The sequence below is a fragment of the Microbacterium sp. T3-8 genome (genome assembly GCF_055398145.1).
In genome coordinates this window covers 2,545,104-2,562,889 of the sequence record NZ_AP027918.1, presented here as the reverse complement: position 1 = coordinate 2,562,889, position 17,786 = coordinate 2,545,104, and the positions used below count along the sequence as shown (strand labels likewise).

Sequence of the window (17,786 nt, the reverse complement as noted above, 5' to 3'; positions counted from 1 at the left end):
ACCCCGTCATGGTTATGACTGGGCTCGTCGTGCTCATCTGGGCGGTCGCCGGTCCGGCGCTGTCGGATCTGTTCGAGCAGGCGATCCAGCGGGTCTCCGGGATCCAGTGAGATCGTCCGGGATCCGCGACGATGAGCGGGGATCGAGCCCCGTCGAGTTCGTTCTCGTCGGCACGCTCCTCACCGCGCTCACACTCGCCGTGATCCAGCTCGGTGTCGCCGTCTACGTCCGCAACGTGGTGCACGATGCAGCGGTCGAGGGCGCGTACCATGCGGCGCTCGCCGACACCACGCTCGAGGAGGGCGCCGAGCGGGCGCGCGAGGTGATCGAGCGCGCGGTCGGGGCCGCGTATGCCGAGGACATCGCCGTCGGCGTCACCGACCTCGGCGACCGCGATCGCGTCGATGTGCGCATCCGCACGACGTTCCCACTGGTCGGCCTGATCGGCATCCCCGCCGCCTGGGAGGTGACCGCGCATGCTCCGATGGAGAGCCTGGGGGAGGAATGACGACGGTTCCGCCGCGCTGGAGTTCATCACGGTCGGGGTGATCCTGCTGGTGCCGTTCGCCTACCTCGTGATCCTCCTGGGCGCGATCCAGGAGCAGTCCTTGGGGGCGGAGGCCGCTGCGAGACACATCGCCCGGACCATCGCGCTGTCGACTGGCCCGGAATCCGCGGCGCTCGCGGCGGACGACGTGCTCACCGCGGTCGTCGACGAGTACGGGATGGATGCCGAGGCCACCGACGTCGCTCTCTCCTGCGTGCCCGAAGGCACCGAGTGCCCCACAGGCGGCGCGACGCTCCGCGTGACGGTCACCACGGTCGTGCGGATGCCGTTCGTGCCGGAGATGCTCGGACTCGACAGCGCCCTCGCCGTTCCTCTGGAGGCCACCTCCGTGCAGAAGGTCGGTCGCGGTTGGGGGAGCGGATGATGCGGCGTCGTACGAGCGAGGCCGAGGAGGGCAGCATCCTGCTCCTGACCCTGGGCTACGTGCTCCTCGCGCTCGCGATCGTGCTGGTCTGCGTGTGCGCCACCGACCTGTACCTCGCGCAGAAACGTCTCGACGCGCTGGCCGATTCGGCGGCGGCAGCGGCAGCGGACGGGTTCACACTCGTCGCCGATGACCACGGCGTCCGTGCCGAGCTCGACGACGGCGACATGCGGGAGCAGGCGCTCGAGGTCATCGACGCGATCGAGGGAGATGCCGCCCTCGTCGACGCCTGGACACCCGACGGTGTCTCGGTGCGGGTGACGGTGACGGCACCCTGGCATCCGCCGGTGTTCTCGCCCTTCGTGCCCGACGGCGTCGTGCTCGAAGCGACCGCGACGAGCCGCACCGCGCTGCGATGAGCGACCGTCAGCCGGGAGGCGGCACCGGGTCGTCATCCCGAACCCTCGGGACGAACCGGGGGATCCACCGGACGAACCCCACGGCACCGAGCAGACCGATCACCCCGATCGCAGCGGCTGCGACCGGAAGGGACGCGATCGCCGTGATCGCCGACACCAGAAGCGGAGCGATCGCCCCACCGGCATCCGTCAGCGTCCGCCAGGATCCGAGGAAGGCCGCGGGTTCGCGCTTCGGCGCGACATCGGCGCCCAACGTGAGCAGGATGCCGCTGGACAGGCCGTTGCCCACACCGAGCACCGCGGCGAACATCCCGAACCACAGCACCGGTGCCTCGACGTCGTGCGACAGCGAGAGGGCGACGAAGCCCACTCCCATCAGGATCATCGCCGGCATCGCCGCCCACATCCGGCCGAACCGGTCCATGACCTGCCCGCTCGCGTAGAACAGCGCGAAGTCGATCGCGCCCGAGATCCCGACGACCAGTGCGATCGTCTGCGCATCGAGGCCCAGCGAGAGGCCCCAGAGCGGCAGCACGACCTGGCGGGCCGAACGCACGGCCGAAAGCGACGCCGCGGCGAGGCCGAGCCGGCTGAGCACCGTGCGCTGCTGCCACATCGTGCGGAAGATCCCGATCCGCTCGAAGGTGGGGATCGCTCCGCTGACCACCTCGCCCGAGTCCTCGGCCGTGCCGATGCGGATGGGGGAGGTCACAGCGGGCGGGATCGTCTTCTCCGGATCGGGGCCGAAGAGTACGAGCAGCACCATCACCGTGAGGCATCCGAGGAAGAACCAGATCGCGGCGGTCTCGGTGGCGAACAGTTCCAGCAGACCCGCCGCGACGAACGGCCCGATGAAGATCCCCAGGCGAAAGCTGCCGCCCAGCAACGACAGCGCACGAGCGCGGAACTCGATGGGCACCCGCGTGGTCATGAAGGCGTGACGCGCGAGCCCGAAGGCGGCGGCGCAGAAACCGAGGACGAAGACGGATGCCGCCAGCACGCCGATCGACGGGGCGAAGACCATCCCGACCGCCGAGAGCATGGCGATCGCGCCGGCGATGACCATCGTGAACCGCTCGCCGATACGCGCGACCGCCCATCCGGCGGGCAGATTGCCGCAGAGCTGACCGACGACCAGCGCCGAGGCGACCAGCGCGGCGAACGCGACGTCGGCGCCCATCGATGCGGCGATGACGGGGATCAGCGGGATCACCGCGCCCTCGCCGAGCGAGAACAGCAAGGTCGGGAGATACACCATCGGCCCGAATCGTCGGAGGACCGTGGATGCACTGCTCACCGTTCGAGGCTACTCCCGCGGCGACGACAGGATAGGCTCGGTGATCATGCTCGAACTCGATCTCTCCGCCGACATCCAGGCACTCAGGCACACCTTCGGCGACATCAGCGAGGTCGTCGATGTCGCACGGCTCCGTGACGAGATCGCGCGGCTCAGCGAAGAAGCCGGTGCCCCCGACCTCTGGGACGACACCGAGAACGCGCAGAAGGTCACCAGCGCGCTGAGCCACCGCCAGTCCGAGCTCGCCCGCGTCACCGGCATCGCCCAGCGCCTCGACGACCTCGAAGTGCTCGTCGACCTGGCCAACGAGATGGGTGACGAGGACTCCGCGCAGGAGGCTCGCACCGAACTCGCAGCCCTCACCGAGATGATCAACCAGCTCGAGGTGCAGACGCTGCTCGACGGCGAATACGACGAGCGCTCCGCGATCGTGACGATCCGCTCCGGCGCGGGTGGCGACGACGCGACCGACTTCGCCGAGATGCTCATGCGCATGTACCTGCGCTGGGCCGAGCGGCACAAGTACCCCGTGAAGGTCATGGACACCTCCTACGCCGAGGGCGCGGGCATCAAATCGGCCACGTTCGAGATCGACGCGCCGTACGCGTTCGGCACGGTGTCGGTCGAGGCAGGCACCCACCGCCTGGCGCGCATCAGCCCCTTCGGTTCGGCCGACAAGCGTCAGACGTCGTTCGCCGCGGTCGAGGTCATCCCGCTCATGGAGGAGGCGACCGAGGTCGACATCCCCGAGAACGACATCCGCGTCGACGTCTTCCGCTCGTCCGGTCCCGGCGGCCAGTCGGTCAACACCACCGACTCCGCCGTGCGACTGACCCACCTTCCGACCGGCATCGTCGTGTCGATGCAGAACGAGAAGTCGCAGATCCAGAACCGCGCCGCAGCCATGCGCGTGCTGCAGACCCGCCTCCTCCTGCTGCAAAAGGAGCAGGAAGCAGCGAAGAAGAAGGAACTCGCGGGCAACATCACCGCCAGCTGGGGCGACCAGATGCGTTCGTACTTCCTCTACGGTCAGCAGCTCGTGAAGGATCTTCGCACCGGATACGAGTCGGGCAACCCGATGGCGGTCTTCGACGGCGACCTCGACGGCTTCATCTCCGCCGGCATCCGTTGGCGCAAGCGTCCCGAAGAGGACTGATCGCGAGCGCGCCGCGCGCATTTCAGCGGGCGGCGCCCTCGAGAGTTCCGGTCACGGTGCTGCCGTCGTAGTCGTAGATCAGGCACTGCATCGTGCGGTCTCCGCCAGCCCATGATGTCTCCGTCGGCGTGAGCCACCAGTAGTTCAGCTCGGATTCCTCATAGGCGATGCCGGCGAACTCCTCGAACTGCGGCTCGCACTCGCGGATCGCCGCCTCCGTGAGTGCGTCCTCGCCGGGGAACTCTCCGTCCGGTAGATCGAACTCGTAGTAGATCTCGTCGATGTGCGGACCGTCGCACGGCACGATCGTCACCTCGAAGAACTCTTCGCCGTCCAGCCCCTCGGGCAGGCAGTCGCCCACCTCCAGGTCGCTGGCGTAGATCACCTCGCTGCCGGGAACGTCGTCCGCGCTCCCTGACACGGAGAACGAACCCACGAGGACGAACGAGAGCACGGCCGCGAGAAGCGCCCCGAGCACGGAGACCGCCAGCCCGGCGATTCCCGCCCACTTCCGGGCGCGGAAGAACAGCGACACGAGCGACAGGACGAATCCCGCGCCGAGAAGCAACCATCCGATGAGCGGGATCTGCGGGATGCAGGCCACGATCGTTCCGAGCGCGGCGGCGATGAGCCCGGCGAGTCCGACGGCCGGGAACGGCGCGGGAGAGGCACCGGGGAGTGCGTAGCCGTCGTACGGCGCCGGCATCCCCGGGGCGGACGGATACGGCGAGAACTGCGGAGAGGGCGAGTACTGCGGTGTGGATGGGTACTGCGGGTAGGCCGCTGCAGAGGGGTACTGCGGCGCCGACGGATATGCAGGTGCCGAGGGGTGCTGCGGCGCGGCGATCGGCGATGCCCCCGGCGGTGCGGTGGGCACCGGCGGGGCGAGGGGCGGCGTGTACGGCGGTACGAACGGTGCGGGCTCAGGAGACACGAGCGCGGGGGCGGCGGAGGCGGCGACGTGCGCCGTCCATCCCGATCCGTCCCACCAGCGCTTCTGCCCGGATCCGTCGTCGTACCAGCCTGCGGGAGTCGACACCTCGGTGGTGCTCTTCGTCTCGGCGCTCCGCGGTCAGCGGGCGCTGGCCTCGACGGTCACTTCCGCGACGTCCTGCATCAGTTCGTCGGTGATGACGATCGTGTAGGAGTCGCTCTGCGCGACGTCGAACGACAGCGTGCCCTGCGCGGTCTCGCCCGGGGCCAGCTGGGCGGACTCGAGAGTGGCGTCGCCGAAGTAGTCGTAGGTGCCCTCGTTGCCGTCGGCATCGACCACCGTGAAGTAGAGCGGGTTGACGGAGGTGTCGCCGCTGATGGCCTCCCACGTGAGCTCGACCGAGAGATATCCGCCGTTCTCGGCCTCGAAGCTGGAGCCGTTGGAGGTGCCCCAGGACGCGGCGGTGATGGTGACCTCGCTCTCGCCCGAGTACTGGTTCACCGTGACGGGAGAGCCCATCGTGCCCTCCACGATCTCGCCGGAGTCCTCTCCGCCGTCGGTGCCGATCGACGGCACGGGCGGGGGCGAGTACGACTCCGCGCTGTCGATGGCGATCTGGGCGATGCCGAACGTGAAGAACACGATCGCCATGATGCCGCCGACGATGCCTCCGAGGACGGACACTCCGATTCCCGTGATTCCCGGCCACTTCTTGCCCTTGAGGAAGAGCGACACGATCGAGACCACGAGCCCGGCGAAGAGGAGGATCCAGCCGAAGACCGCGGTCAGCAGGAAGCACACGAGGATCGTTCCCAGCACGGCGAGACCGAGTCCGACCAGGCCGAGCACCGAGATCGGGCGGGGCTCGGCGGCGGGGGAGCCGGGGTACGGGGCGTATCCGCCGGGGGCACCGCCGTAGGGAGCGCTGCCGGGGTATGCGCCCGTCGGAGCGACGCCGTAGGCCGGAGCGCCTCCGGGGGCGGTGGTCGGATAGCCGGGTGCTGCGTAGGCCGGCGCTGCGTAAGCGGGTGCCTCGGGAGCGACGTACGCGGGCGCCTCGGGAGCCACGTAGGCCGGGGCTTCGGGGGCGACGTAGGCCGGGGCTTCGGGGGCGACGTATGCGGGTGCTTCGGGGTCGACGTCGGATGCCGGCGCCTCGGCTGCGGCATCTGCATGTGCCGACGGCTCGTTCTCTTCGGCGACCGCGATGGTCGCGTCCACCTCGGCCTCGGTCGGGACGACGGGGAGCGGCTCCTCGGCGACCTGCGCGGTCGGCTGCTCGGAGACGGTGGTCGTCTCGGGAGCGCTCGCTTCGGGAGCCGTCGCCTCGGGAGCGAAGTGCTCGGTCCACTGCTCGCCGTCCCACCAGCGCTGACGCCCGGAACCGTCGTCGTACCAGCCTGCAGGTGTCGTCATGGCATCCCCCTCGGATCTCACGTCCGCGTGGATGGCGCGGACTGCCACTTCATGTATAGCAGTGGCTCGTGACATCGACGGAGACGGATGTCGAACGACGCCTTCTCGCACGTCCGGCTCGCGCGGGGTGTCGCGCGCGGCGCGGGAGGGGAGCGCGCTTAGGCTCGTACCGCCATGATTCGGTTCGAGAACGTCACGAAACGCTACCGCGGGACGTCCAAGCCCGCCCTCTCCGGAGTCGACTTCGAGGTGCAGCGCGGGGAGTTCGTCTTCCTCGTGGGTGCCTCGGGTTCCGGGAAGTCGTCCTGCCTGCGGCTCATCCTGCGCGAGGACGTGCCCACCACGGGCCGCGTCGCGGTGATGGGGCGCGACCTCCGTTCGCTCGCGAACCGCAAGGTGCCGTACTTCCGACGCCACATCGGCTCGGTGTTCCAGGACTTCCGCCTGCTTCCGTCGAAGACGGTGTACCAGAACGTCGCCTTCACCCTCCAGGTGACCGGTTCGTCGCGGGGCTTCATCCAGCAGGCCGTTCCCGAGGCGTTGGCGCTGGTCGGTCTCGACGGCAAGCAGAAGCGCATGCCGCATGAGCTCTCGGGCGGTGAGCAGCAGCGCGTCGCGATCGCGCGCGCTCTCGTCAATCGCCCCCAGGTGCTGCTCGCCGATGAGCCGACGGGAAACCTCGACCCCGCCACCTCGGTCGACATCATGCAGCTCCTCGCACGTATCAACGCGGGCGGAACGACCGTGCTCATGGCCACGCACGAGGCCGGTTTCGTCGATCAGATGAAGCGCCGCGTGATCGAGCTCCGCGACGGCGTGATGGTGCGCGACGAGGTGCACGGCGGTTACGGCGACACCTCCAACATCCCGCGTCTCGTTCCCGAGGAGGTGCGCGGCGCCGCCGCCGCGGCTGCGCTCACGGCGGTGCAGGAGGTGCAGCGCCAGACGTCTGATCTGTCGATCGTACGGGCCGCACTGACCGAGGAGCTCAGCGCGCAGCGCAAGGCCGCGGCATCCGCTCCGACACCCGCCTCCCCGGCGCCCGTGCCGACTCCCACCGCCGCGGCAGCCGCTCCGGCTCCGGGCCAGGTCCCCGCCGCGGCTCCCGCGGAACCCGCCGCCGATGAGGCTGCGCGCGCCGAAGCCGACGCCGCGCCGACGTCTCCCTCCACCGGTCCGCGCACGCATCCGATCGTCCTTCCCGAGGTCGACGTCGCCGAGCTCGGCGTCGCCGACAGACTCGGCCTCTCCAGCGGCGACGACGAGGAAGTGGGTCCGACCTCATGAGAATCGGACTGATCCTCACCGAGGCCCTGCTGGGCCTGCGCCGGAACATCTCGATGGTGATCTCGGTCGTGCTCGTGACGTTCGTCTCGCTCACCTTCGTGGGCGCGGCGATCCTGATGCAGTCGCAGATCGGCGTCATGCGCGGCTACTGGAGCGAACGCGCCCAGGTCGCCGTGTACATGTGCTCGGCCGTGTCGGAGTCCGACACCTGCGTAGACGGGGCTGCGAGCGAAGAGCAGGTCGCCTCGGTGCGCGCCCAGCTCGAGGGCGACGCGCTCGCGCCGCTCATCAGCTCGATGACCTTCGACACGAAGGAAGACACCTACGCCAAGCTCGTCGAGCAGGTGGGCGAGGAGCAGGCGAGCGTGATCACCCCGGACCAGGCGTTCGAGGTCTTCTTCGTGACGATGAAGGATCCGGGGCAGTCCCAGGTGCTCTCCGAAGCCTTCAGCGGTCAGACCGGCGTCGAGCAGGTCAAGGATCAGCTGCAATATCTCGAACCGCTGTTCTCGGCGCTCACGGTCGCCACGTACGTGGCCGTCGGGATCGCGGTGCTCATGCTCATCGCTGCGACGCTGCTCATCGCCACGACCATCCGATTGTCGGCCTACGCGCGGCGCAAGGAGATCGGGATCATGCGCCTGGTGGGCGCGTCGAACCGCTTCATCCAGACGCCGTTCGTGCTCGAAGGCGTCTTCGCCGCCCTGCTGGGATCGGCGCTCGCGAGTGCGGCGATCCTCGCGGGCGTGCACTTCGGTGTGAACGGCTACCTGCGGGGACGCGTGCCCTTCATCACGACCTGGATCGGAATGCAGGATGCCGCGTGGGTCGTGCCGGTGCTGATCGGCATCGGCGTCGTGCTCGCCGCACTCTCGGCGGGCTTCGCGATCCGGCGCTGGTTGCGCACCTGACCATCTCGGCCGGGTCGGAAGTGGCTCGGAGGCACGTGACGCAGGTATGCTGAAAGGCTGTTGTGCGAGCGCACGACACGGATCAGGAGAGCATCATGCCCAGGGAACGCGGGGAGAAGGTCATCGCGACCAATCGTCGCGCACGTCACGACTACAACATCGAGAAGTCGTACGAGGCAGGGATGGTGCTCACCGGCACCGAAGTCAAGTCACTGCGCCAGGGGCGTGCGAACCTCTCGGACGGTTACGCGTTCGTCAAGGGCAACGAGGTCTTCCTCGACTCCGTGCACATCCCCGAGTACTCGCAGGGGCACTGGACGAACCATTCGGCCAAGCGCATCCGCAAGCTGCTGCTGCACCGCGAGGAGATCGCGAAGATCGCCCACGCGGTCTCCGCGGGCGGTTATACGCTGATCCCGCTCAAGCTGTACTTCTCCGACGGTCGCGCCAAGGTCGAGATCGCACTCGCCAAGGGCAAGCGCGAGTACGACAAGCGCCAGACGCTCCGTGAGCGTCAGGACACGCGCGAAGCGGAACGCGCGATGCGACTGCGCAACCGCGTCGGCGAATAGCCGCAGGTCACGGCGACGGCGTGAAGCCGAACGCCCGACCCAGGAACGCGAGTTCGCGTTCGAGGGCATCGACGACCGTCTCCGCGCGCCGGAAGCCGTGCCCCTCTCCGGGGTAGAGCACGTACTCGTGATCGACGCCCCGTCGGGCGAGCGCATCGCGGATCGCCTCGGACTGCGACGGAGGCACCACGATGTCATCGGCTCCCTGGAGCAGGAGCACCGGAACGTCGATCCGGTCGGCGTGCGTCAGGGGCGAGCGTTCGATGTACAGCTCCTCGGATGCCGGGAGCGGACCGACCAGGCCGTCGATGTAGTGCTTCTCGAAGTCGTGGGAGTCGGCGACGAGCATCCTGAGGTCGGAGACGCCGTAGCGCGAGATGCCCGCCGCGAACGCGCCCCCGCGCACGAGCGCGGAGAGGACCGTCCAACCACCGGCCGAGCCTCCGCGGATCGCGATGCGCGTCGGGTCCGCGAGGCCCGCCGCCGCGAGGCCGTGCGCCGCAGCGATAACGTCGTCGACGTCGACGATGCCCCACTGGCGGTCGAGCCGCTCGCGATAGGCGCGTCCATAGCCGGTCGACCCGCCGTAGTTGACGTCGAGCACCCCGATCCCGCGGCTCGTGTAGAACGCGAGCGCCGCCGAGGTCGCCCCGGTGACGTGAGCGGTCGGGCCGCCGTGCACCAGCACCAGGTACGGCGGGAGTTCGTCGGCAGATGCCGCAGCACCCGGGTTCGCGGGCGGATACGCGTAGGCGTGCACCGGGCCGTGACGGCCGTCGAAGGTGAGAGCGAGGGGCGGCGGCATCCACGCGGGATCGACGGCCTCGCCTCCGCGGACCGCGACGACGGCACCCGTGTCGAGATCGGCGCACCACACCCCGGAGGTGACGCCCGATCCGTTCCCCGAGAGCAGGACGAGCGAGCCGACGACGTCATCGATGCTCACGTGCCCGTCGCACGGCACCTCGACGCGTCGCTCGGAACCGTCGCCGGAGAGGACGACGATCTCGTCGCGGCCGTTCGTGCGCACGGCCACGAGGCGCCCGTCATCGAGAGGCTGGAACCAGCGATTGCCGAGCACCCACAGTCCGTAGCCGGTGTCGGCGTCGGCGGAGGTGAGAGGGGCCGGCGCGGCCGTGGGGGCGATCCCGTCGACGGTGACACGGTGCACGGCCCAGCGCCCGTCGCGGTCGTCCGCGAAGAGGAGTTCGTTCTCGGATGTCCACTCCGGCTGCAGGGCCGCACGCGTGGACACCGAGCCCGTCTCGCCGGAGCGCAGGTCACGCAGACGCAGGTGCGCTTCGTCCCACGGCATCCGCTCGCCCGACCATTCGACCCAGGCCAGTTTCGTGCCGTCGGGGGAGAGGGAGGGATGGGCGTAGAAGGCGCCGCTCTCGGCGTGCACGATGACGGCGGACGGGGACTCCGCGGCAGATCCGTCGGTCGGGATCTCGACGATCGCCCGACGGTGCTCCGTCGAGGTCAGATCCTCGCGGACGGCGAGAAGGCGGCTGCCCTGCACACGCAGCCCGCCGTGGGCGGGGCCCGGAGGAGTGAGAGCGACAGGCTCCGTGCCGCGACCGAGCCGGTAGACGCGCTGATCGTCGGCCTGGACGAAGAAGAGGGTGCCATCGGCGTCCGCCGTCCATGCTCCACCGCCGTACTCGTGCACGCGCGATCGAGCGCTCCAGGGGGCCGGGAGCACCTCATGTCCGAGCGATGAGCGCACCGTCATGCGACCGCCCTCGGCGGGCACGGACTCCGCCCACCAGATCTCCTCGCCGACGAATCGTGCTCCGTCGAGGCGCGGGGAGGCCGCGGCGACGGATGCCGGGGTGAAGGGCGAGGACCAGGAACCGTACGGTGACGACATGCTTCGAGCCTATGCGTCGACGCGAGCGCGCCGGGCCCGGGTATGCGTCAGACCGCGCGGAGGACGGCGACGACCTTTCCGAGGACGACGGCTTCGTCGCCGAGGATCGGTTCGAACGCCGAGTTGCGCGGAAGCAGCCAGGTGTGGCCGTCGCGGCGCCGGAAGGTCTTGACCGTCGCCTCGCCGTCGAGCATCGCCGCCACGATCTCGCCGTTCTCGGCGGTGTGCTGGGAGCGGACGACGACCCAGTCGCCGTCGCAGATCGCCGCGTCGATCATGGACTCGCCCGAGACCTTGAGCATGAACAGGTCGCCCTTGCCGACGAGCTGTCGCGGCAGGGGGAAGATCTCCTCGACGTGTTGGTCGGCCGTGATCGGGACGCCGGCGGCGATGCGACCGACGAGGGGCACCAGAGCAGCGTCGCCCACGGGAGTGGCGACATCGGCGGGGTTCTCGGTGCTCGTGCCGGGGAGATCGATCAGGACCTCCATCGCACGCGTCTTGCCGGGATCGCGACGCAGGTAGCCGCTGAGCTCGAGCTGGCCGAGTTGGTGGGTCACGCTCGAGAGCGACTTGAGCCCGACGGCGTCGCCGATCTCGCGCATGCTCGGCGGATACCCCTGCTGGGCGATCGACGCCTGGATCACCTCGAGAATGGCCATCTGCTTGGGGCTCAGGCTCTTCCGACGGCGTGTGCGCGGTGCCTCGGGATCGGGGGCGGTGATCTCGCTCATGATGCTCCTTCGGTGCGCGATTCCGGCGTCCTTCTTCGAATGTCGGAGGCCCGTGGTTCGGTGTTGGTATCGAAACCGTATCCGAGAAAAGCGCGGATGTGGAAGATCTGTTCGAGCGTGTCGGTGAAATCGCGAACGTGATTTCGAAGAAAGCTTGACAGATATTCGAATTCGAAGATACCTTCGGAACGTAGCTTCGCACTCGCCCCTCCCGGCCGAGAGGCGGATGCGAACGCTACGCCAACGTGGTCATCGCTCGCGGGTGATGACAGACCTCCGGTTCACCGGAGCAAGGCAGAGGAGAACGACATGAGCAGCATCACCTTCAGCACCGCAGCCGTCCGTCCGGTCCGCCCGGCGACGCGTCTCCGGCTGACGGCGCGCGGTCGTCGTGTGCTGCTCGCTCTGGCTGCGCTTCCTCTCGCAGTCGGCATCGCCTTCGCCGCGCTCAGCGGCGGCAGCGCGCTGGCGACCGGCGAGGGGGTCGGCACGGTGACGTTCGAGACGGTCACCGTGATGCCCGGCGACACGCTGTGGTCGATCGCGGCCGAGGTCTCGCCCGAGTCCGACCCGCGCGAGGTGATCGGCGAGATCACTCGTCTCAACATGCTGCAGGGCGGCGTGCTGCAGATCGGCCAGGAGCTGTCGATCCCCGCGGAGTACGCGAGCTGACTCGTCCGGCCGTCGTCCCCACCGCAAAAGGCGGTAACGCGGAGAGCGGCCCCGGCCGTGCGGCCTAGCATGGAGTGGTGACTTCTTCGCTCGATGATCTCCCTCTCCGCGACGATCTCCGAGGGCTCACCCCGTATGGGGCACCTCAGGCGCCGCTCCCGATCGCTCTGAACGTCAACGAGAACACGCATCCCGTACCGGATGCCGTGGCGAGCGACATCCTCGACGACATCGCGGTCGCGCTCCGCGACGTGAATCGCTACCCCGACCGCGAGTTCACGGCTCTCCGTGAGGGCTTCGCGCAGTACCTCGGTCACGGCCTCGACGCCTCGCAGATCTGGGCGGGCAACGGCTCGAACGAGGTGCTCCAGCACATCCTCCAGGCTTTCGCCGGCCCGGGGCGGACGGTCTTCGGCTTCGCCCCGACCTACTCGATGTACCCCCTGCTGGCCCAGGGGACGGGCGCGAGCTGGGTGGCGGGGGAGCGCCAACCCGACTACACGATCACCCCGGAAGAGGCGGTCGCTCAGATCGAGCAGGTCGATCCCGACGTGGTGCTCCTGTGCTCGCCGAACAATCCGACGGGGACGCCGCTCGGACTCGACGTCATCGAGGCCGTCTATGCCGCCGCGCGCGGTGTGGTCGTGGTCGACGAGGCCTATCAGGAGTTCGCTCCGCACGACGCACCCTCGGCGCTCACGCTGCTGGAGGGACGCCCGCGGCTCGCGGTGTCGCGCACGATGAGCAAGGCCTTCGCCTTCGCCGGAGCGCGGGTGGGATACCTGGCCGCCGATCCCGCGTTCATCGACGCCCTGCGTCTCGTGCGATTGCCGTACCACCTGAGCGCGCTCACCCAGGCGGCCGCGGTCGCCGCGCTGCGCAACTCCGACGTCATGCTGGGCATGGTCGAGGAGATCGTCGCGCAGCGCGATCGCATCACAGCGACGCTCGAGGCGCTCGGATACACGCCTCACGAGTCCTGGTCCAACTTCGTGCTGTTCGGCGGCGTCTCCGATCCGAAGGTCACGTGGCAGCGTCTCTACGAGCAGGGCGTGCTCGTCCGAGACGTCGGGATCCCCGGCCACCTGCGCGTCACCGCGGGCACCGAGGCCGAGACCACGGCGTTCCTCGATGCGCTGGCCTCGATAGAATCGGCCTCATGAGCACCCCCACCCCGGCCCCGCGCACCGCGCGCCGCGTGCGCAGCACGTCGGAGTCCACCGTCGAGCTCGAGCTGAACCTCGATGGCACCGGCGCCAGCCGCATCGACACCTCCGTTCCGTTCTTCGACCACATGCTCACGGCTTTCGCCAAGCACTCGCTCACCGATCTCACGGTGCGCGCTTCGGGCGACACCCACATCGATGCGCACCACACCGTGGAGGACATCTCGATCGTGCTCGGCCAGGCGATCGGTGAGGCGCTCGGTGACAAGGCGGGGATCTCGCGCTACGGCGATGCGCTCGTGCCGCTCGACGAGGCGCTCGCCCAGGCCGTCGTCGACATCTCCGGCCGTCCGTACCTCGTGCACGAGGGCGAGCCCGCGGGCTTCGAGCAGCACCTCATCGGCGGCCACTTCACGGGCTCGCTCGTCCGGCACACCTTCGAGGCGATCGCCTTCAACGCGGCGCTCACCGTTCACGTGCGCGTGCTGGGTGGTCGCGACCCGCACCACATCGCCGAAGCGGAGTACAAGGCCTTCGCGCGCGCTTTCCGGCAGGCCAAGGCCCTCGACCCGCTGGTCGACGGCATCCCGTCGACCAAGGGCGCGCTGTGACCCGCACGCCCCGGGTCGCCGTCTTCGACTACGAGTCCGGCAACGTGCACTCCGCGGTGAAGGCGCTGGTCGCCGCCGGAGCGGATGCCGTCCTCACTCGCGATCGCACCGAGGCGCTCGAAGCCGATGGACTGCTCGTGCCTGGCGTCGGCGCGTTCGCCGCGGTCCGTGACGCCCTGCGGGCGCACGGCGGAGACGACATCATCGATCGTCGGCTCGCGGGTGGACGCCCGGTCATGGGGATCTGCGTCGGGATGCAGGTGCTCTTCGAACGCGGTGTCGAACGCGGGCAGGACACCGAGGGACTGGGGGAGTGGCCGGGAGCGGTCACCGAGCTCAACGCCTCGGTCCTGCCGCACATGGGGTGGAACACGGTGTCCCCGGGGCCCGACAGCATCCTGTTCGACGGCATCGAGGACGAACGCTTCTACTTCGTGCACTCGTACGCGGCTCAGACCTGGGAACTCGACGTCATCCCGCCGTTCCCGCAGCCCGTTCTCACCTGGACGACCTACGGTGATCCCTTCCTGGCCGCGGTCGAGAACGGCCCGCTCACCGCGACGCAGTTCCACCCGGAGAAGTCGGGGGACGCGGGCATCCGTCTCCTGCGCAACTGGACCCGGAGCCTCTGAGAGGCGCCGCCCGGCGTCATGCATTTTGAGGCCCGAGCGGCCGCAGAGTACCCTCGAATCTCGTGCCCGCAGCGGGCGCCGAGCCCCCACACCAAGGACGTCATGAACGACTTCGCACAGTCTCCCTCTCTCACGCTGCTCCCCGCGGTCGATGTCGCCGGTGGCAAGGCCGTGCGCCTCACGCAGGGCGAGGCCGGCACGGAGACCAGCTACGGAGATCCGCTGGATGCCGCCGGCGAATGGGTCTCGCAGGGCGCTCAGTGGATCCATCTCGTCGATCTCGATGCGGCGTTCGGTCGGGGGAGCAACGCGCCGATCCTGCGCAAGGTCATCAAGCAGTACCGAGGCGTGAACATCGAACTCTCGGGTGGAATCCGCGACGATGCGACGCTCGAAGCGGCTCTCGAGAGCGGAGCGACCCGCATCAACCTCGGCACCGCCGCCCTGGAGAACCCGGAGTGGGCGGCCGACGTGATCGGCCGTTACGGCGAAGCGATCGCCGTCGGTCTGGACGTCCGCGGCACGACCCTCGCAGCGCGTGGGTGGACGAAGGAGGGCGGCGACCTCTGGGAGGTGCTCGACCGCCTGGAGGACGCGGGCTGCAGCCGTTACGTGCTCACCGATGTGACGAAGGACGGCACGCTGCGCGGCCCTAACCTGGAGCTCCTGCGCGAGGTCACCGCCCGTACGCCCAAGCCCGTCGTCGCCTCGGGCGGCATCTCGAGCCTCGACGACATCGCCGCGCTGCGCGAGTTGGTGCCGCTCGGAGTCGAGGGCGCCATCGTGGGCAAGGCCCTGTACGCCGGGGCGTTCACCCTTGCTGAGGCGCTGGATGTCGCCGGCGACTGACGACTCCTGCGGTCACGGCCCGCACGGTCACGGTTCCCACGACCACGCGGGTGCGGCGAACCGTGGCGACTCCGCCGGCGTTCCGTGGGAGGGGCGCAGTTTCGAGGCGAACCAGCACGCCGCCGATGACGGCTCCGCCGATCCCGCCCTGCTCGCCGCGCTGCTGAGTTTCCGCGCGGGTTCCGGTAGCCAGGTGGAGGTCGTGGACGCCTTCCGCCATGCGCGTGTGCTCATCCCGCTCGTCGCCGAGAAGGGCGAGGAGGGCGTCGCCCCGAGCGGACTCGCCGTCGACAAGACGCAGGAGCTCTCGATCGTGACGGTCGCGGCACCGGACGGGCGTCGCGTGCAACCCGTGTTCTCCTCGGTGGAGGCGATGCAGCGATGGGACGCGTCGGCGCGACCCATCCCCGTCGAGGCCGTTCGCGCGGCTCTCGCGGCATCCGCCGACGACACCGATCTGATCGTGCTCGACCCGACGTCGGAGACCGAGTTCGTGATCCGCCGCCCCGCGGTGTGGGCGATCGCGCAGGAGCACGCGTGGGAACCGAGCTTCCTCTCGCCCGAGGTGTTCGCCGCCCTGCAGGCGAGCGTCGCGCAGGAGCTCGCGGTGATCGACGTGGCCGTGGCCGCGGGGGATCCGGATGCTCGTCTGCGGGGTCCCGAACTGATCGTGATCCTCGAACTCGTCGACGGACTCGAGCGAGAGGTCCTCGACGCGGTGCTCGCCCGCCTCGCTCAGCGGTGGTCGTCCGACGACCGTATCGCCGTCCTCGCGGACTCCCTCACCGTCAAACTCCGCCGCAGCGCCTGACCGTCGCTGCTTCGCTCACGGCATCGACTGCTTTCGGTTCGACGATGAGTGCGGGCGGAGCGATGCTGCCCGAACGAGCATCGGGAGGGGCCCGCGAAGCGGGAGGGTCCCCGTTCTGCGAGAGAGGGCAGCATCGCGCAGCTCGCCCCCGAGGTCATGCATCCCCGGAGAAACTAGTTGACCGGCCCGGTCCACTTCTCTCCCGGCCCCTTGCCGATCGGGTCGGGGATGACGGAAGCCTCACGGAAGGCGAGCTGGAGCGAGCGCAATCCGTCGCGCAGGGAGCGCGCGTGCATGTCGCTGATCTCGGGGGCACCGGCGGTGATGAGTCCTGCGAGGGAGTTGATGAGCTTGCGCGCCTCGTCGAGGTCGAGCTGATCCTGCGCGTTCGGGTCGTCGGCGAGACCGAGCTTGACGGCGGCCGCGCTCATGAGGTGCACGGCGGCGGTGGTGATGACCTCGACGGCGGGGACGTCGGCGATGTCGCGCGTTGCGGACGACGCGGCCTCCTCCTGCCGTGCCCAGCGCGCTTCGCGCTCGCGGTCAGCCTCGTTGGATGCCTGGTTCGTCACTTCGCCTTGCCTTCTGTTAGACTTTGTCGGGCTCCGGAGCGTCATGCTCCGGCACGAAAGAGGATTCACTTCCCACCCGCGCTTGCCGTTCCAGGCTACCGGGTCTTGCACTCCACCGGATCCGCTCGCAGAGCGGGGCGGTCGTCAGGGTGCGAAGCCGGCTTCTGAAGGCCGGTGGGTGGGGACGATTCTGATTTCGCCCGGAATGCTGACAGCATCCCGGTGGCCGAATCCCATCGTCTAAGGAGTTCCGCATCAGCGATCCCCGCACCAATGAGCGCATCCGCGTCCCCGAGGTCCGCCTCGTCGGCCCCGCGGGTGAGCAGATCGGCGTCGTCCGCATCGAGGCGGCGCTGCGCCTTGCGCAGGAAGCCGACCTCGACCTCGTCGAGGTCGCACCCAACTCGAAGCCGCCCGTGGTCAAGATCATGGACTACGGCAAGTTCAAGTACGAAGCCGCCCAGAAGGAGAAGGAAGCTCGCCGCAACCAGGCGAACACCGTTCTCAAGGAGGTCCGCTTCCGCCTGAAGATCGAGGCGCACGACTACACGACCAAGCTCAAGCGTGCCGAGGGCTTCCTGAAGGCCGGCGACAAGGTCAAGGCCATGATCCTGTTCCGCGGCCGCGAGCAGTCGCGTCCCGAGCAGGGTGTGCGTCTGCTGCGCAAGTTCGCCGAGGACGTCGCGGAGCTCGGAACCGTCGAGTCGAACCCGACGATCGACGGTCGCAACATGGTGATGGTCGTGGCTCCGCTGAAGAGCAAGTCCGAGGCCAAGCAGGAGCAGAACGCCGTTCGCGACGCGCAGCGCGCCGCCAACAAGCAGGCTGCCCGCGAGGCGAAGGCCGAGGCTCCGGCCGAAGCCGCCGCGGAGTGACACCCGCCCCACACACTCCCGCACCGCGGGTTGACACCGTCGCCTGAGAAGGCGCCATACGAAGGAA

The 17,786-nt window shown here is 69.1% G+C and carries 20 protein-coding genes; 14 read left to right on the top strand and 6 right to left on the bottom strand.

Annotated features, from left to right (window positions below; genetic code table 11):
- The first annotated feature begins 106 nt into the window (after positions 1-106).
- The 3 genes from ACZ5Y9_RS12265 to ACZ5Y9_RS12255 are packed head-to-tail and all read left to right on the top strand — an operon-like array spanning position 107 to position 1,351.
- On the top strand, positions 107-508 hold the full coding sequence (locus tag ACZ5Y9_RS12265; protein WP_464471453.1) for a TadE/TadG family type IV pilus assembly protein: 402 nt from the start codon (positions 107-109) through the stop codon (positions 506-508).
- Positions 477-932, top strand: a complete 456-nt coding sequence (locus ACZ5Y9_RS12260; RefSeq protein ID WP_247625323.1) for a TadE family protein — start codon at positions 477-479, stop codon at positions 930-932. The genes ACZ5Y9_RS12265 and ACZ5Y9_RS12260 overlap by 32 nt, the downstream gene beginning before the upstream one ends.
- Positions 932-1,351 carry a pilus assembly protein TadG-related protein gene (locus tag ACZ5Y9_RS12255; protein ID WP_308194270.1) on the top strand — a complete coding sequence of 140 codons (420 nt, stop codon included), beginning with the start codon at positions 932-934 and terminating at the stop codon, positions 1,349-1,351. Before ACZ5Y9_RS12260 ends, ACZ5Y9_RS12255 begins: the two co-directional genes overlap by 1 nt.
- Positions 1,352-1,358: 7 nt before the next feature.
- Here ACZ5Y9_RS12255 and ACZ5Y9_RS12250 read toward each other — a convergent pair whose 3' ends face one another.
- Positions 1,359-2,609 carry an MFS transporter gene (locus ACZ5Y9_RS12250; RefSeq protein ID WP_464472742.1) on the bottom strand — a complete coding sequence of 417 codons (1,251 nt, stop codon included), beginning with the start codon at positions 2,607-2,609 and terminating at the stop codon, positions 1,359-1,361.
- Between the two features lie 85 nt (positions 2,610-2,694).
- Between ACZ5Y9_RS12250 and prfB the strand changes: the two genes are divergently transcribed.
- On the top strand, positions 2,695-3,804 hold the full coding sequence (gene prfB, locus ACZ5Y9_RS12245; RefSeq protein ID WP_247625325.1) for a peptide chain release factor 2: 1,110 nt from the start codon (positions 2,695-2,697) through the stop codon (positions 3,802-3,804).
- 22 nt (positions 3,805-3,826) lie between these two features.
- Here prfB and ACZ5Y9_RS12240 read toward each other — a convergent pair whose 3' ends face one another.
- Complete coding sequence (locus ACZ5Y9_RS12240; protein WP_464471452.1) at positions 3,827-4,843, bottom strand: DUF2510 domain-containing protein; 1,017 nt, start codon at positions 4,841-4,843, stop codon at positions 3,827-3,829.
- 33 nt (positions 4,844-4,876) lie between these two features.
- A complete protein-coding gene (locus ACZ5Y9_RS12235; protein WP_464471451.1) occupies positions 4,877-6,154 on the bottom strand; it encodes a DUF2510 domain-containing protein in 1,278 nt (425 codons plus the stop codon).
- A gap of 174 nt (positions 6,155-6,328) precedes the next feature.
- Here ACZ5Y9_RS12235 and ftsE point away from each other — a divergent pair, with 174 nt between their 5' ends.
- The 3 genes from ftsE (at position 6,329) to smpB (ending at position 8,924) form a co-directional block, all read left to right on the top strand.
- On the top strand, positions 6,329-7,441 hold the full coding sequence (gene ftsE, locus ACZ5Y9_RS12230) for a cell division ATP-binding protein FtsE (RefSeq protein WP_247625328.1): 1,113 nt from the start codon (positions 6,329-6,331) through the stop codon (positions 7,439-7,441).
- Positions 7,438-8,352 carry a permease-like cell division protein FtsX gene (ftsX, locus tag ACZ5Y9_RS12225; protein WP_247625329.1) on the top strand — a complete coding sequence of 305 codons (915 nt, stop codon included), beginning with the start codon at positions 7,438-7,440 and terminating at the stop codon, positions 8,350-8,352. The genes ftsE and ftsX overlap by 4 nt, the downstream gene beginning before the upstream one ends.
- A gap of 95 nt (positions 8,353-8,447) precedes the next feature.
- Positions 8,448-8,924, top strand: coding sequence for an SsrA-binding protein SmpB (smpB, locus tag ACZ5Y9_RS12220; RefSeq protein WP_247956542.1), 477 nt, complete (start codon positions 8,448-8,450; stop codon positions 8,922-8,924).
- Between the two features lie 7 nt (positions 8,925-8,931).
- Here the strand turns inward: smpB and ACZ5Y9_RS12215 are convergent, their stop codons facing one another.
- The gene (locus tag ACZ5Y9_RS12215; RefSeq protein ID WP_464471450.1) at positions 8,932-10,797 is read right to left on the bottom strand and encodes a S9 family peptidase; all 1,866 of its coding nucleotides are present in this window, start codon (positions 10,795-10,797) and stop codon (positions 8,932-8,934) included.
- A 47-nt stretch (positions 10,798-10,844) separates the two neighbouring features.
- The gene (gene lexA, locus ACZ5Y9_RS12210; RefSeq protein WP_247625332.1) at positions 10,845-11,531 is read right to left on the bottom strand and encodes a transcriptional repressor LexA; all 687 of its coding nucleotides are present in this window, start codon (positions 11,529-11,531) and stop codon (positions 10,845-10,847) included.
- 309 nt (positions 11,532-11,840) lie between these two features.
- On the opposite strand from lexA, the gene ACZ5Y9_RS12205 reads away from it, so the two are divergent.
- The 6 genes from ACZ5Y9_RS12205 to ACZ5Y9_RS12180 all read left to right on the top strand — a co-directional run bounded on the left by ACZ5Y9_RS12205 (position 11,841) and on the right by ACZ5Y9_RS12180 (position 16,272).
- Positions 11,841-12,203, top strand: coding sequence for a LysM peptidoglycan-binding domain-containing protein (locus tag ACZ5Y9_RS12205; RefSeq protein WP_464471449.1), 363 nt, complete (start codon positions 11,841-11,843; stop codon positions 12,201-12,203).
- A 77-nt stretch (positions 12,204-12,280) separates the two neighbouring features.
- The gene (locus tag ACZ5Y9_RS12200; RefSeq protein ID WP_464471448.1) at positions 12,281-13,366 is read left to right on the top strand and encodes a histidinol-phosphate transaminase; all 1,086 of its coding nucleotides are present in this window, start codon (positions 12,281-12,283) and stop codon (positions 13,364-13,366) included.
- Positions 13,363-13,980 (top strand): imidazoleglycerol-phosphate dehydratase HisB, encoded by a 618-nt coding sequence (gene hisB, locus ACZ5Y9_RS12195; protein WP_247625335.1) that lies wholly within the window; start codon positions 13,363-13,365, stop codon positions 13,978-13,980. Before ACZ5Y9_RS12200 ends, hisB begins: the two co-directional genes overlap by 4 nt.
- On the top strand, positions 13,977-14,612 hold the full coding sequence (hisH, locus tag ACZ5Y9_RS12190; protein WP_464471447.1) for an imidazole glycerol phosphate synthase subunit HisH: 636 nt from the start codon (positions 13,977-13,979) through the stop codon (positions 14,610-14,612). Before hisB ends, hisH begins: the two co-directional genes overlap by 4 nt.
- Positions 14,613-14,714: 102 nt before the next feature.
- Positions 14,715-15,461 carry a bifunctional 1-(5-phosphoribosyl)-5-((5-phosphoribosylamino)methylideneamino)imidazole-4-carboxamide isomerase/phosphoribosylanthranilate isomerase PriA gene (gene priA, locus ACZ5Y9_RS12185; protein ID WP_247634394.1) on the top strand — a complete coding sequence of 249 codons (747 nt, stop codon included), beginning with the start codon at positions 14,715-14,717 and terminating at the stop codon, positions 15,459-15,461.
- Positions 15,445-16,272, top strand: coding sequence for an SseB family protein (locus ACZ5Y9_RS12180; protein ID WP_336641897.1), 828 nt, complete (start codon positions 15,445-15,447; stop codon positions 16,270-16,272). Before priA ends, ACZ5Y9_RS12180 begins: the two co-directional genes overlap by 17 nt.
- Before the next feature lie 173 nt (positions 16,273-16,445).
- On the opposite strand, the gene ACZ5Y9_RS12175 is transcribed toward ACZ5Y9_RS12180, so the two are convergent.
- On the bottom strand, positions 16,446-16,844 hold the full coding sequence (locus ACZ5Y9_RS12175) for a DUF1844 domain-containing protein (protein ID WP_247625339.1): 399 nt from the start codon (positions 16,842-16,844) through the stop codon (positions 16,446-16,448).
- A gap of 230 nt (positions 16,845-17,074) precedes the next feature.
- On the opposite strand from ACZ5Y9_RS12175, the gene infC reads away from it, so the two are divergent.
- A complete protein-coding gene (infC, locus tag ACZ5Y9_RS12170; RefSeq protein WP_308194271.1) occupies positions 17,075-17,719 on the top strand; it encodes a translation initiation factor IF-3 in 645 nt (214 codons plus the stop codon).
- Positions 17,720-17,786: the final 67 nt, after the last annotated feature.